Annotated in this window: 15 protein-coding genes and 1 pseudogene; 12 read left to right on the top strand and 4 right to left on the bottom strand. The window is 61.5% G+C overall.

Annotation, left to right across the window (positions count from 1 at the left end):
* Positions 1-39: 39 nt before the first annotated feature.
* From argH to BUE09_RS17660, 3 genes are all read left to right on the top strand, one after another.
* On the top strand, positions 40-1,434 hold the full coding sequence (gene argH, locus BUE09_RS17670) for an argininosuccinate lyase (protein WP_073302993.1): 1,395 nt from the start codon (positions 40-42) through the stop codon (positions 1,432-1,434).
* 53 nt (positions 1,435-1,487) lie between these two features.
* Positions 1,488-2,627 (top strand): NnrS family protein, encoded by a 1,140-nt coding sequence (locus BUE09_RS17665; protein WP_073302990.1) that lies wholly within the window; start codon positions 1,488-1,490, stop codon positions 2,625-2,627.
* An 80-nt stretch (positions 2,628-2,707) separates the two neighbouring features.
* Entirely contained in the window at positions 2,708-3,235 is a 528-nt protein-coding gene (locus tag BUE09_RS17660) for a hypothetical protein (RefSeq protein ID WP_073302988.1), read from the top strand.
* On the opposite strand, the gene BUE09_RS17655 is transcribed toward BUE09_RS17660, so the two are convergent.
* Positions 3,236-4,201 carry a magnesium transporter CorA family protein gene (locus BUE09_RS17655; protein ID WP_073302986.1) on the bottom strand — a complete coding sequence of 322 codons (966 nt, stop codon included), beginning with the start codon at positions 4,199-4,201 and terminating at the stop codon, positions 3,236-3,238.
* A 155-nt stretch (positions 4,202-4,356) separates the two neighbouring features.
* Between BUE09_RS17655 and BUE09_RS17650 the strand changes: the two are divergent.
* The 3 genes and pseudogenes from BUE09_RS17650 to BUE09_RS17640 all read left to right on the top strand — a co-directional run.
* A pseudogene (locus tag BUE09_RS17650) lies at positions 4,357-4,614 on the top strand (hypothetical protein); the annotation flags it as partial.
* Positions 4,615-4,688: 74 nt separating this feature from the next.
* Entirely contained in the window at positions 4,689-4,934 is a 246-nt protein-coding gene (locus tag BUE09_RS17645; RefSeq protein ID WP_073302982.1) for a TIGR02647 family protein, read from the top strand.
* A gap of 170 nt (positions 4,935-5,104) precedes the next feature.
* On the top strand, positions 5,105-7,936 hold the full coding sequence (locus BUE09_RS17640; RefSeq protein ID WP_073302980.1) for a class I adenylate cyclase: 2,832 nt from the start codon (positions 5,105-5,107) through the stop codon (positions 7,934-7,936).
* A 34-nt stretch (positions 7,937-7,970) separates the two neighbouring features.
* On the opposite strand, the gene rnk is transcribed toward BUE09_RS17640, so the two are convergent.
* Together rnk and cyaY are read right to left on the bottom strand one after the other, a co-directional pair.
* Positions 7,971-8,378 (bottom strand): nucleoside diphosphate kinase regulator, encoded by a 408-nt coding sequence (gene rnk, locus BUE09_RS17635; protein WP_073302978.1) that lies wholly within the window; start codon positions 8,376-8,378, stop codon positions 7,971-7,973.
* Between the two features lie 151 nt (positions 8,379-8,529).
* Positions 8,530-8,862, bottom strand: coding sequence for an iron donor protein CyaY (cyaY, locus tag BUE09_RS17630; RefSeq protein ID WP_073302976.1), 333 nt, complete (start codon positions 8,860-8,862; stop codon positions 8,530-8,532).
* Positions 8,863-9,062: 200 nt separating this feature from the next.
* On the opposite strand from cyaY, the gene lptM reads away from it, so the two are divergent.
* From lptM to BUE09_RS17600, 6 genes are all read left to right on the top strand, one after another.
* Positions 9,063-9,203, top strand: coding sequence for an LPS translocon maturation chaperone LptM (gene lptM / locus BUE09_RS17625; protein WP_019341253.1), 141 nt, complete (start codon positions 9,063-9,065; stop codon positions 9,201-9,203).
* A 10-nt stretch (positions 9,204-9,213) separates the two neighbouring features.
* Entirely contained in the window at positions 9,214-10,461 is a 1,248-nt protein-coding gene (gene lysA / locus BUE09_RS17620) for a diaminopimelate decarboxylase (RefSeq protein ID WP_073302974.1), read from the top strand.
* Between the two features lie 10 nt (positions 10,462-10,471).
* Positions 10,472-11,302 (top strand): diaminopimelate epimerase, encoded by an 831-nt coding sequence (gene dapF / locus BUE09_RS17615; RefSeq protein WP_073302972.1) that lies wholly within the window; start codon positions 10,472-10,474, stop codon positions 11,300-11,302.
* On the top strand, positions 11,299-11,994 hold the full coding sequence (locus BUE09_RS17610; RefSeq protein WP_073302970.1) for a DUF484 family protein: 696 nt from the start codon (positions 11,299-11,301) through the stop codon (positions 11,992-11,994). The genes dapF and BUE09_RS17610 overlap by 4 nt, the downstream gene beginning before the upstream one ends.
* 168 nt (positions 11,995-12,162) lie before the next feature.
* Positions 12,163-13,062 (top strand): tyrosine recombinase XerC, encoded by a 900-nt coding sequence (gene xerC, locus BUE09_RS17605; protein WP_073302968.1) that lies wholly within the window; start codon positions 12,163-12,165, stop codon positions 13,060-13,062.
* On the top strand, positions 13,059-13,754 hold the full coding sequence (locus tag BUE09_RS17600) for an HAD family hydrolase (RefSeq protein WP_073302966.1): 696 nt from the start codon (positions 13,059-13,061) through the stop codon (positions 13,752-13,754). The genes xerC and BUE09_RS17600 overlap by 4 nt, the downstream gene beginning before the upstream one ends.
* 104 nt (positions 13,755-13,858) lie before the next feature.
* Here the strand turns inward: BUE09_RS17600 and sutA are convergent, their stop codons facing one another.
* Positions 13,859-14,194 carry a transcriptional regulator SutA gene (gene sutA / locus BUE09_RS17595; RefSeq protein ID WP_019341247.1) on the bottom strand — a complete coding sequence of 112 codons (336 nt, stop codon included), beginning with the start codon at positions 14,192-14,194 and terminating at the stop codon, positions 13,859-13,861.
* Positions 14,195-14,278: the final 84 nt, after the last annotated feature.

Below are 14,278 nucleotides of genomic sequence, written 5' to 3'. Positions count from 1 at the left end.
GGGCCTCCAATTTGCCATCCGATTTCTGCGAGCGCATTCATGAGCACCGACAAGACCAACCAGTCCTGGGGCGGCCGCTTCAGCGAGCCCGTCGACGCCTTCGTCGCCCGATTCACCGCCTCCGTCGAGTTCGACAAGCGCCTCTACCGCCATGACATCATGGGTTCGATCGCCCACGCCACCATGCTGGAAAAGGCCGGCGTGCTGAGCGCCGATGAGCGTGACCAGATCATCGCCAATTTGAAAGACATTCAGGGCGAAATCGAGGCCGGCACGTTCGACTGGCGCGTCGATCTGGAAGACGTGCACATGAATATCGAAGCACGGTTGACCGACCGCATCGGCGTAACTGGCAAGAAGCTGCACACCGGACGCAGCCGCAACGACCAGGTTGCGACCGACATCCGCCTGTGGCTGCGCGATGAGATCGACCTGATACTTGGCGAAATCACCCGCCTGCAGCAGGGTCTGCTGGGTGTCGCCGAAGCCGAAGCCGACACCATCATGCCCGGTTTCACCCACCTGCAGACCGCGCAGCCGGTGACCTTCGGCCACCATCTGCTGGCCTGGTTCGAGATGCTCAGCCGCGACTACGAACGTCTGGTCGATTGCCGCAAACGCACCAACCGCATGCCGCTGGGGTCGGCCGCGCTGGCCGGCACCACCTATCCGATCCAGCGGGAGATCACCTGCGAACTGCTGGGTTTCGAAGCGATCTCCGGCAACTCGCTGGATGGCGTATCTGATCGCGATTTCGCCATCGAATTCTGTGCCGCCGCCTCGGTGGCGATGATGCACCTGTCGCGTTTCTCCGAAGAGCTGGTGCTCTGGACCAGCGCTCAGTTCCAGTTCATCGACCTGCCCGACCGCTTTTGCACCGGAAGCTCGATCATGCCGCAGAAGAAGAACCCGGACGTACCCGAGCTGGTGCGCGGCAAGACTGGCCGCGTGTTCGGCGCGCTGACCGGCCTGCTGGTGCTGATGAAAGGCCAGCCGCTGGCCTATAACAAGGACAATCAGGAAGACAAGGAACCGCTGTTCGACGCTGCCGACACCCTGCGCGACAGCCTGCGCGCCTTCGCCGACATGGTCCCGGCGATCAAGCCCAAGCGCGAAATCATGCGCGAGGCGGCGTTGCGCGGCTTCTCCACCGCCACTGATCTGGCCGACTATCTGGTACGCAAGGGCCTGCCCTTCCGCGACTGCCACGAGATCGTCGGTCACGCGGTGAAGTACGGCGTCAACAGCGGCAAGGATCTAGCCGAAATGAGCCTCGACGAACTGCGCCAGTTCAGCGACCAGATCACCGATGACGTGTTCGCCGTGCTGACCCTGGAAGGCTCGGTGAACGCCCGTGATCACATCGGCGGTACGGCACCCGCGCAGGTTCGCGCAGCGGTTCAGCGCGGCCGCGAACTCCTCGCCAGCCGCTGATGTTTCCATCCGGTAACGGGGCGTCCGCGCGCCCCGTTACATCGGAGTTGCAGATGGCCCCACGTAAACCGCGCCTCCCTTTCGCCAACGCCTGGTTCTTCCCCGCTGCTGCGCTCTACGCGGCACTTATCCTGCCGTGGTCCGTGCTAACCATGCTTGGCCTTGCACCGGCTCTGCCTGGGCTGGCAACGCCGGCCGGCCACGCTCACGAGATGCTGTTCGGATACGCGCTTGCAGTTGTCGCCGGCTACCTGCTTGGGCCCCAACCTCAGCGGATCACCCTGGCGCTACTTGGCTGCTGGCTGGCCGCACGTGCCGGCTTCCTTCTTGCACCGGGCGCCTGGTATGCCGTTGGCGCCGATCTGCTATTCGTCGCCGGGCTGCTATGGAAGGTGGTACCGCGCTTTCTCGGAGCGGCCAAGAAATGGCGCAATCAGACGGTGGCGCCTGTGGTAATCGGTCTTGGCGTAACCAGTCTCCTGGCCAACGCCGGCGCTGGCTCCTCACTGCGGCTGCGGGAGCCGGCGCTGATGCTTTTCGCCGCACTGATGTTCTTCATGGGCGGACGCATCATCGCCCCGGCGTTGGCCGGACATGCTCAAAGCGAAGGTCGCCGTCTCGATGCACGGGTGCAGCCGCAGCTTGAAGGTGGCGTGCTGATCCTGCTGGGCATTGCGTTTGGATTGAGCCTGCTGCCCTGGACGTTACTCGGACACGTGGCCGGCGCCGTGCTGGTTGCAGCCGGAGTGCTCGGCGCAATTCGCCTGCTGCGCTGGCAACCCTGGCACTACCGCAGCCGCCCCGATTTGCTGGTGCTGCTGGTTGGCTACAGCTGGCTTTCACTGGGCCTGGTGCTGCTTGGCGTCGCCATGAGCGGCCCTTGGCTGCCGGTCAGCGCCACCCTGCACGTATTAACCATCGGTGCGCTGGGCAGCCTGACGTTTGGCGTGATGGTGCGCACGCGTCTGCTGTACCGCTTCCGCGATGCCAATGCGCAGCCGTGGATTCATCCCTTCGCCTTGCTGATCAGCGCTGCGACGTTGGCGCGCGTCTTACCGCCCTTGCTGGGCATTGAATCCGGGCTCTGGCTATTGATCGCTGCCGCCTGTTGGTCATCCGCATTCATCGCGCTGGTGGTATCACTCTGGCGGACCCGGATGCCGCCGCGCCCAAGATCACCATCCGCTGTCTAGAACGCCTGGAACTCTTACGGCGTAATCGGGACTTTAGTAAAGCGCCACTTTCCTATCGTTCCATATTATTCGAGACACCCATGACCGATCTGCGCAGGCTGCTGCTGAACCAGGACACGCAGGCCGCTGAGGTCTTCGACTCGCCCAAGGAGCGGCTGCAATTTTACCGTTCGGAAATCCATTTCGAGTCCACTCTACTGGCCAGCCGCACCAGCGGCTATCTGTCTTCACAGTCGTTTCTAATCATCGCCTTCGCGTCATCGATGGCCAACACCAACCCTGATTGGGGGAGTTTATTTCGGTTGGTCGTACCCTCCGTGCTGGCGCTCCTCGGGCTCATCACTTCGCTGCATGCGATACCGGGCATCCGGGCGAGCTACAACGTGATAGAGCGCTGGCATCACAAGCAAAGTGAACTGCTCCAGGTTGAAGGCAGTGTCGGCCTGTTACCCAATAACGACTCAGCACTCTTTGGAGAAGGCAACACCCCGGCAGGCGGCGAGCGCTACAAGCGCACCCTGATGTTCTCTCTGCGCACGCCGATCATCTTCGGCAGTGTCTGGGCGTTGCTCGGCGTGTTTTGCGTCGTCCTGTACTTCTTCGGGTGATCAGAGCCAGTCACGGAATTTGAACCAGGCATAGGGAATGATCGCTGACACGATCATCATCCCAAGTGCCATGGGATAGCCAAACGACCAATTCAGCTCGGGCATGCGTTCGAAGTTCATGCCGTATACCGTCCCCACCAGCGTTGGTGGCAGGAACAGCACCGCAGCAATGGAAAACACCTTGATGATGGCGTTCTGCTCGATATTGATCAGCCCCAGCGTCGCGTCAAGCAGGAAGGCGATATCGCCCAGCAGCCGTGCCTGATGCTCACCCAGCGACCGCACGTCCCGCTCCAGCGCCTTCAATAATCCCTTGGCCACGCCTAGCTTGGGCTCGTTGGCATGCAGGCGGTAAAACGCGATCAGTCGGCTAGAGCTGAACAGGCTTTCGCCCAGCTGCGACAGGAGCGAGCGGTGCTGCCCAAGCTGCTGGATGATCTGCTGCAGATCGGTGCGCTGTTCCTTTCGTTCGTCGAAGATGCACCTCGACAAGGTCTGAAGCTGGACCTGAACGCTTTCCAGCACATCGGCGATGCGATCGACCACAGCGTCGGCCAGGGCGAGAAAAATCTGATCGCTGGAGGAAAAGGTCGACGGCTGCCGAGAACTCTTCCCCTCGAACTGCCGGAACGCACTGAGCTCGGAATAGCGAACGGTGACCAGGCAGCGCTTGGTCAGGACAAAGGTCACTTCGGCATTTTCCGGGCGCCGGTCAGCGATTCCCATCACCACTGTCGTGGTCATGAAGATGGCGCCGTCCTCATCGTAGAAGCGCGACGAATCCTCGATTTCGGCAAGTTCTTCGCGGGTTGGAATGTCCAGCCCCAAGGACGATTCGATAAAACGCTCTTCCTGCAAGTCAGGCGACAGCAGATCGACCCACAGCACATTATCGGGGAGTGTCTGCAGATTTTCAGCAACGCGCCGCATCAGCGTGCCGTTTTCAAGACAGTGAAAAATGATCATTGCTGTAGTCGCGCTCTCGATAAGTCATAGTAAGAATAGAAACCGACCCAAGCGAAGCGTTCAGCCGGCCTTTCCGACTGAAGTAAGCTTGCCGGTACTCACCTCGACACGCCATCGAGATCTTCCCTGACGAGAGTTGCGACATGAACGATGCCACGCCCGAAGATGATGAAACCTTTGCCGAGGAAACCCTGATTCAGGCAATCGAGAACCAGCTTGAAGCCGGTGAACCCGCCGCCACCCAAGCTACGCTGAACAAACTGACGCTGGTCGGCTATGAGCGCGACGAGATCCTCAAGCTGATGACACTCGTGCTGGCGCGAGAGATCCGGCAGATGCTCGAGCAAGACCGCCCCTTCGATGTCGAAGGGTACGAAACGCAGCTGCGGAATCTGCCGGACCTAGCCGAATAGTCTTAGAGGCAGGTGCGCGCGCAGCATCTACACTTCCGCAAACAGGGCCAACGCCCACCATCCGAGGAGCAGACATGTCCTACACCCCAGAAGTGGTAGCCGAGCTGGAAATTCTTCGCCTGTTCAACCTCGACAACTCACTTGAAGGCCTGAAGGTTCACCACGACGCTGGCAACACAGCGATCGCCGCTGCACAGCGCCTGCATAGCAAAGGCCTGACAACCCTGCCTGACGGCGGTTACTTGACGAGCCTTGGGCGCGATGCCGCAGAGCACGCCCAAGTATTGCTGACCATTCTTTCGGAGCCCGTTCCGGCTTGAGCCTGGGGCGACCCAATCCTAGCCGAGTACGCCATTTGCCGGTTTGAGCAGCGAACCGGCATCGGCTATCGCGCGCTGCCGCAGCTGCGGCTTTCGCTGCGCCATGCTAGTTTCACCGTTCGCCTCGATCAACATGTCGGACAACGTCGCTTGCCTGTACGAATCACCCCATGACGCGCCATCAGGAACTCCGGCCCATCCTTGAGGACGGAATCGACCGCAAGGTGCTTGCCGCGCTTCGTGCTCGCTTTCTGTCGTTGAATGCTGCACGCCTGGAACGCACTCGGCTGGTCATGTCATCCCGCCAACAGAGCGTGCTCAGCCTGTTGCCGCTGCTATTCCATGTAAACCATCCGATTCTGCCGGGTTACGTTTCCAGCACCACGCCAGCCGGACTGGCGGGGTTCGAGCCTGACGCCGATACTTTAGCCGAAGCCCAGCGCTTGAGCCGTTCGTTCAGCTACAGGCCACTGCGCGGTAAGCCGCCGCAACCGATTCTCGGCCTGTTTCTCATGGGCAGCCTTGGCACTGTTGCGCAGGATGATCAAAGCGATCTGGATGTCTGGGTTTGCCATGATCCGCATCTGTCTGCACAACAACTCGGCGAACTGCAACGCAAATGCGAGCTGCTGCAGAGTTGGGCGGCGACTCAAGGCAGCGAGGCCCACTTCTTTCTGGTCGACCCGGTCCGCTTCACCCAGGGCGCGCGCGAAGCCAAGCTCACCTCCGATGATTGCGGTACCACTCAGCACTACCTGCTGCTCGACGAGTTCTACCGCACCGCGATCTGGCTGGGCGGGCGTACGCCCCTCTGGTGGCTGGTGCCGGACTACGAAGAGCACCGCTACCACGACTACGTGCGCACCCTGCTGGACAAGCGTTTCGTGCGCAGCGACGAGGTACTGGACCTGGGCAGCCTCGCCAGCATCCCTCCCGGTGAATACCTCGGTGCGGGCCTCTGGCAGCTGTACAAGGCCATCGAGTCGCCCTACAAGTCACTTTTCAAGCTGTTGCTGGTCGAGGTCTACGCCAGCGAGCATCCGCAGGTTCGCTGCCTGAGCCTCGATTTCAAACAGGCCGTGTACGCCAATCGCCTCGATCTGGACGAACTTGATCCCTACATCGTCGCCTACCGCCGAATCGAACATTACCTCGCCAAGCGAGGCGACCAGGAGCGCCTCGCGTTATTGCGTCGCTGTCTCTACCTGAAGGTCAACAAGCCCCTCAGCCAGCCTCCCAGCGGCCGTAGCAAAAGCTGGAAACGGCGTTTGCTCGAGCGACTGGCGGCCGAGTGGCAATGGGATGATCGACAATTTGCCCAACTCGACGCACGCAGCCAGTGGAAGGTGCGGCGGGTCGTCGAAGAACGCCGCGCACTGGTCAACGAACTGACTTACGGCTACCGATTCCTCAGTGAGTTCGCGCGACGCCTGCAGATCATCAGCAGCATCAACGGACGGGATTTTGGTGTGCTTGGCAGGCGCCTGCATGCCGCGATCGAGCGCAAGGCCGGCAAGGTCGAAGCCATCAACCTGGGCATCGCGCCTGACCTGGCAGAACACAGCCTGACGCTCATGCAGGGCTACGATGCCGCAGATGATGTGTACTGGGCGCTTTACGAAGGCAACCTGAATACCCGACAGCTCAGCAATTTTTCCCCGCTCAAGCGTTCCCGAGAGCTGGTGCCATTGTTGGCCTGGTGCCATCGCAACAGCATTATCGATACGGCTACGCATGTCGCCCTGCATCCTGGCGACAGCGGCCTGAGTGAAGCCGAGCTGTTCGCATTGCTCACCGATATCCGCCAGGCATTCCCAATGCCGCCCGCGGCTCTGGCTGACGAAGCGCTGTTGATCGCGGCCAGTCCCGTCAAGGTCCTGCTACTGATCAATGTCGGGCTTGATCCGCTGAATCCGCAGCAGCCTCTGTCGTTCGACGAGCTCACCGAATCGCTGCGGCATGCCGTTACGCGAGACAATCTGGTGCTGAGCATCGATCAGCTGACACTGAACAGCTGGAGCGAGCTGATCGCAACGCGCTATGAAGGCACCTCTCCGTTGCCGGACTGCCTGCGTGATTTCCTGCAGGAACTGCCCACTCGTGGCGAGCGACCCAACCTGCAAATACGCTGTTTCAGCCGAAACGCCGGCATGGCACTCGCACGGCGTATCGACACCATCTTCACCGATGCCCAGACCTTGCTCGACGAGCCCGGTGAGAACCGCTACCTGCTGCAGGTCCGCCAGCACTACCATTTGCTCGATCTGGTGAGCGGCAATGTTCGGCACACCACCTTGAGCGACATACCCGCATTGCTGGAACATCTCGGCGAGGCTCATCGCAGCGTGCGGCCCATCCGCGTGGAGCGACACGCACTTGAAGGAACCGACCTGCCGTTAATCCTTGGTCAGGCCAGGGCGCACTGCCTTCAAGTGTTCTACCGCGTTCAGGGAGACCTGGCGGAAATTACCGTCCTCGATGAGTTCAATGCGCTCTGGCGTCAGCAACAGCCCTATACCGACGAGCAGAGCCTGCTGACACCTTTGCTGCGCTTTTTACAATCGGTGAGTTACCGCCGCAACACGCAGCTGCCGTTCGAGGAAAGCCGGCTGGCAGCGATGGACATCCTGTTCTACCGACTCATGGTACCGGCAGGCCGCCAGGCACCGGAGATCGAGCGCAGACCTTCGCCACGGGAAAATGTCGGCGCCTCTTTCTATGACGTACAGGCCATCGTCGAACACAGCGAACGAGGCCGCTCACGGGTGACCCTGTACTGCAACCATCAGGAGTTTTCGAGCCTGGAATACGGCACCGAGCTGTTCGCCGCCGTTGCACAGTTCATACTCGCGCAACGACACGGTGCCGAGCGCTATCCCTGTTACATAACCGATCTCGACATGTCCGGCCTGCACGGCACCGGTCGCGCCCAAACGGTTCAGTACCTGCGCTACAAAGCGCACCTGGAAGCGGCACTCAACCAGGCGCTGACCTCTCTCTGAGGCATTGTGCGAGAACGGGCGTCGTCAGACACCCTCAAAGATTGATATCACCCGCCGCTTCCGGCTGATATTCGACAGCCAGCAGGGTCAGCTTGAGCACCTTGCCGCCGGGCGTCGGCCAATCGATGTGCTGCCCCACCGTCATGCCCAACAGCGCTGTGCCTACCGGTGCCAGGACCGAAACGGTACCTTCCTTGCCGGCATCCTGAGGAAACACCAATGTCAGATGATAATCCTTGCCGACACCCTCCTCGCGGCAATGAACCCGGGAGTTCATAGACACCACACCGGCGGGCAACTCGCTGCGCTCGACCACCTGGGCGCGGGACAGCTCCTCTTCGAGCGCCTCGGCGGCCGGACCGTAGTCAGCCAGACCGTCGAGCAAGCGCTCGAGCCGCTGGAGATCGGGTTGAGTGATGATGATTGGCGGTGCGCTGGTCATGGGTGCGGGTAAGCTCCTGGGAAAAGTAAACAGACAAAAAAACAAAACCCCGCCCAAAGGCGGGGTCATTTAACCTGCGACTGACCCTATCACAGCCCATTAAATAAGCAAGCGTGCCTGATTCCTGGCTTGGGTCAGTTGGGCGCGACTTTCACAGCTCTTCAAATTCCAACGCCTCGCCACCCTGCTGCTCTGTAACCCGCGACAGGAGTTCGCCTAGACGTTCATCGTTGGCATCGCAGATCCACAGCGCCGCGGACTCGTCATAATCGAAATGAAAACCACCGGACCGCGCCGCCACCCACAGCTGGCGCAGCGGCGGCTGACGGCTGAAGATCAGCTGTGTGCCATTCTCGAAACGCACGGTCAGTACGCCACCGGAATTCTCCAGGTCGACGTCCATTCCGCTGTGATCGAACACGTCCTCGATTTCTTCCTGCGCAGCGTCGACGAGATCGTGAAAGCGGGCTTCGCTCAGGCTCATGAATCCATTTCCTCGGTACGGGTTGCTCGGCGGCAACGCGGCCACCGACGATGCTGGCGAGCTTAGCAGGCCACCGCGGCGTCTAGCGAGCGGCTGTCCGGGCTGGCGTCAGATGCGGGACCGACGAGCGCGGCCACATAGGCAATCCGACGGGTGCTGGGTATACTCCGGCCCATCGATTTTTCTAGGATTACACCCCAATGAAGCGTCTGCTGCTTCCACTCATTGCACTCGCGGTTCTCGCTTCCGCGCTTACCGGCTGCGGCCAGAAAGGCCCGCTCTACCTTCCGGACGACGAGGCAACTGCCAAAGAACGTTCCAAAGACCGATTCGAACTGTAAGGAGGCATTCATGGAGGCCTTCTCGTACCGCGACGGTCAGCTCTTCGCGGAGGGCGTGGCGTTGCCCGCTCTCGCGCAACGCTTCGGCACCCCCACATATGTCTACTCGCGCGCCCACATCGAGGCACAGTACCGCGCCTATGCCGATGCCCTGGCGGGCATGCCGCATCTGGTCTGTTTTGCGGTCAAGGCGAACTCTAACCTTGGTGTGCTCAACGTGCTGGCCCGCCTTGGCGCCGGCTTCGATATCGTTTCGCGTGGCGAACTGGAGCGCGTACTAACGGCCGGCGGCCAACCAGATCGCATCGTATTCTCCGGCGTCGGCAAGACCCGCGACGACATGCGTCGCGCGCTGGAAGTCGGCGTGCACTGCTTCAACGTCGAGTCCACTGAGGAGCTAGAACGGCTGCAGCAGGTTGCCGCCGAACTGGGCGCAGTGGCACCGGTCTCGCTACGGGTCAATCCGGACGTCGATGCTGGAACCCACCCGTACATCTCCACCGGCCTCAAGGAAAACAAGTTCGGTATCGCCATCGCCGACGCCGAAGAGGTCTATGCCCGCGCGCATGAGCTGAGCAACCTGGAAGTCGTGGGCGTCGATTGCCACATCGGCTCGCAGCTCACCACGTTGCCGCCGTTCCTCGATGCACTCGATCGGCTGCTGGCCTTGATCGACCGCCTCGCCGTACGCGGCATCCGAATCAAACATCTGGATCTGGGCGGCGGCCTGGGCGTGCGCTATCGCGAGGAACAGCCACCGCTGGCGGGCGATTACATCCAGGCCGTGCGCAAGCGTATCGACGGTCGCGACCTGGCGCTGGTATTCGAGCCGGGTCGATCGATCGTGGCCAACGCGGGACTGCTACTGACCCGCGTGGAATACCTCAAGCACACCGAGCACAAGGACTTCGCCATTGTCGACGCGGCGATGAACGACCTCATCCGCCCGGCTCTTTATCAGGCCTGGATGGATGTCGTACCGGTGCAGCCACGTGAAGGCGAGGCGCATCACTACGACATCGTCGGCCCGATCTGCGAGACCGGTGACTTCCTTGCCAAGGAGCGTCCGCTGGTGCTCGCCGAGGGCGATCTGCTGGCCGTTCGTTCCGCGGGCGCCTATGGTTTCGTCATGAGTTCAAACTACAACACCCGCGGCCGCGCTGCCGAGGTGCTGGTGGATGGCGACGAAGCCTACGAAGTGCGCCGCCGCGAAAGCGTGCAGGAGCTATACGCTGGCGAAAGCCTGCTGCCTGCCTGAGGCCACGACGATGCTTTTGCGTTTTACCAAGATGCACGGCCTGGGCAACGATTTCATGGTCATCGACCTGATCAGTCAGCACGCGCATATCCAGCCCAAGCACGCCAAGCAGTGGGGCGACCGCCACACGGGAATCGGCTTCGATCAGCTACTGCTGGTCGAGCCGCCGCACAACCCCGACGTGGATTTCCGTTATCGCATCTTCAACTCCGATGGCTCGGAGGTGGAGCAGTGCGGTAACGGTGCGCGCTGCTTCGCCCGCTTCGTCCTGGACAAGCGCCTGACCGTGAAACGGCAGATCCGCGTCGAGACCAAAGGCGGCATCATCGAGCTGATCGTGCGACCCGATGGGCAGATCACTGTCGACATGGGCCCGCCTCGCCTGACTCCGGCGGAGATACCTTTCCTGGCTGACCAACAAGCCCTGAGTTATCCGCTAGAGGTCGATGGCCAGCAGCTGGGCATCGCCGCCATATCCATGGGCAACCCCCACGCCGTGCTGCGTGTGGAGGATGCCGACAACGCTCCGGTGCATGAACTTGGGCCGAAGATCGAGCACCATTCGCGCTTTCCCCAGCGGGTCAACGCCGGCTTCATCCAGGTGATCGACCGTCAGCATGCCAAGCTGCGAGTCTGGGAACGCGGCGCAGGCGAAACCCAGGCGTGCGGCACCGGCGCCTGCGCAGCGGCAGTCGCCGCGATTCAGCAAGGCTGGATGGATTCTCCGGTGCAACTCGATCTTCCAGGCGGCCGTCTGTCCATTGAATGGGCAGGCGCTGGACAGCCCGTTATGATGACCGGCCCCGCCGTTCGCGTATTCGAAGGACAGGTTCGCCTATGACCGAGCAAAACCAGGACAAGCCACAGCTGCCGGACGCAGAAGCCGTCGCGGCCTATCTGCGGGCCCACCCGGAGTTCTTTGTCGATCACGACGAGCTGATTTTAGAGCTGCGTATTCCCCATCAGCCCGGCACCGCCGTGTCGCTGGTCGAGCGGCAGGTCAAACTGCTGCGTGAGCGCAACATCGAGGTGCGCCATCGCTTGTCGCACCTGATGGATGTGGCGCGCGATAACGATCGGTTGTTCGACAAGACCCGCCGACTGGTACTGGATCTGCTGGATGCCAACAGCCTGGAAGAAGTCATCGGCGCGGTGGACGAAAGCCTGCGTCACGAGTTCCAGGTGCCGTTCGTGAGCCTGATCCTGTTCAGCGAAACGCCGCTGCCGGTGGGGCGCAGCGTCACCAGCGCGGAAGCCCAGCAAGCGGTCGGCGGGCTGCTTGGCAGCGGCAAGACCGTCTGCGGCGTGCTTCGTCCGCACGAACTCGCGTTTCTTTTCGGCGATGAAGAGAGCGGCAGCATCGGGTCGGCGGCGGTTGTCGCACTGAACCAGCAGCAGGGAATTCTCGCGATCGGCAGCGAGGACCCACAGCACTACAAGAGCTCACTGGGCACCTTGTTCCTTGGCTACATCGCCGAAGTGCTGACTCGCGTACTGCCGTCCTACTCCACACCGCTGCGCTCGGTGCGCTGACACGCTGGACGCTGGACGCTGGACGCTGGACGCTGGACGCTGGACGCTGGACGCTGGACGCTGGACAGGGTCAAGGCTTTCTCTAAAAGTCAGTCAAGCTCGCTTCAAGTGTTTTACCCCGTCCAGCTTTCCAGCCCCAGCGCGTCTATCGGCTCTTGAGGCTTCCCCATGCAAACCGACCTCGACGCCTACTTCGAACATCTTCGCAGCGAACGGCAAATATCGCCGCATACGCTCGACGGCTATCGGCGCGACCTGATCAAGGTGTCGAACTTCTGCCAGAAACACGGGCTTGCGCACTGGGCCGATCTGAAAGGTTCACATGTTCGCCAGTTGATCGCCGAGCAGCACCGCCAGGGTCAATCGAGCCGAAGCCTGGCCCGGCTGCTGTCGTCGCTGCGCGGACTGTATCGCTACCTTAATAAGGAGGGCCGCTGCGCCCACGATCCGGCTGCTGGAATTTCCGCTCCCAAGGGCGAACAGCGCCTGCCGCGGCTGCTCGACACCGACCGAGCCATGCAACTGCTGGATGGCGGCGTCGAAGACGACTTCATTGGCCATCGTGACCAAGCGATGCTGGAGCTGTTCTATTCATCGGGGTTACGCCTGGCCGAGCTGGTAGGGCTGAACCTCGATCAACTGGATCTGCCCGCCGGGCTGGTTCAGGTTCAAGGCAAGGGCAACAACGCACGGGTGCTACCCGTCGGCCGCAAAGCACGTGAAGCGCTCGAAGCCTGGCTGCCACTGCGTGCGCTGAGCAACCCGCCGGATGGCGCGATGTTCGTCAGCCAGCAGGGGCGCCGTCTGGGTGCACGAGCGGTACAGCTACGGGTGCGCCAGGCGGGCGTGCGTGAACTGGGTCAGCACCTGCACCCGCATATGCTCAGGCACAGCTTTGCCAGCCACATGCTGGAATCCTCCCAGGATTTGCGCTCCGTGCAGGAGCTGCTCGGCCATGCAGACATCGGCACCACCCAGATCTATACCCACCTGGACTTCCAGCATCTGGCCAAGGTCTATGACCAGGCGCACCCACGCGCCAAACGCAAGCAAGGCAGTGAACCATGAGTATTCAACTGATCACCTTTGACCTTGACGACACACTGTGGGACGTCGGCCCGGTCATTCACAGCGCGGAGAACAGCCTGCGCGACTGGCTGGGTCAGCATGCACCGCGGCTTGGCGGATTTCCGGTGGAATCGCTCGCCGCGATCCGCCGCATCTTGGTCGAGGCCGAACCTGGTCTCAAGCACCGTATCAGCGAGCTGCGCCGCCGCATCCTGTTCCACGCCTTGCATGACGCCGGCTACTTGGAAGGCGAGGCAGGCACCCTCGCCGATCAGGCATTCGAAGTCTTTCTCGAGGCGCGCCACGCCATCGACCTCTTTCCTGATGTACACCCTACGCTTGAGCATCTGGCCAATCACTACATGCTTGGCGTGCTAACCAACGGCAACGCGGACATCCGGCGGCTGGGCTTGGCCGACTATTTCCAGTTTGCCTTGTGCGCGGAGGAGCTGGGGATTGGCAAGCCGGACCCTCGACCGTTCCAAGAAGCGCTCGCGCGAGCGGGCGTAGCCGCCGAGCACGCCGTCCATATCGGCGACCATCCTGACGATGACATCGGCGGAGCGCAGCGCGCTGGCGTTCGTGCCATCTGGTTCAACCCAGGCGGAAAAGCGTGGCAGCACGAAGGCCAGCCCGACGCCGAGGTTCGCAGCCTGGCAGAGTTGCCTGCGCTGCTCGCCCGGTGGCGATAGTCTGACGCTCCCGCAGATACGACAAAGCCCAACACAACCGTGCTGGGCTTCTTAGCGGTCCCGCCTGGCGACGTGACCTATCGTCCAATCAGAACCTCTCGACGTTAGATAGGACGGCTGCCGTATTTGCTGTCGGGCTTCTTCGGCGGATCAGCAACGACGTTGGGTTCGACTTCCTGTACGCGCCCCCCGCGTTTCAGAAACTCTTCCATCGCACGGGCCAACTCGTCACGTTCCTTCTGCTTGGCTTCCAGGCTCGGCAGCTCTTCAACCACAACCGCCTTGGCCTTCTTCTTACTGGTAGGCGTCGCACGGTCGCTGTCGGTGCTTTCGTCGTCGGCGCTGTTATCGGCTTCGCCGTCATCGGCAGCCGCCAGCTCCTCGCCCTCATCCTCGTCGTTTGTGTCCAGATCGTCTTGTTCTAATTCTTCGTCGCTCATGTTCAACCTCGTACCTTGCCAAAGCGGAAGTTTAAGGGTCTGTTCCCGTTTCGCTGCGAGCCGCGTCGCTGCGCCAAATCTGGA

The organism is Stutzerimonas xanthomarina DSM 18231 (assembly GCF_900129835.1).
Classification (GTDB): domain Bacteria; phylum Pseudomonadota; class Gammaproteobacteria; order Pseudomonadales; family Pseudomonadaceae; genus Stutzerimonas; species Stutzerimonas xanthomarina.
This window is presented reverse-complemented; position numbering and strand designations above follow the sequence as displayed.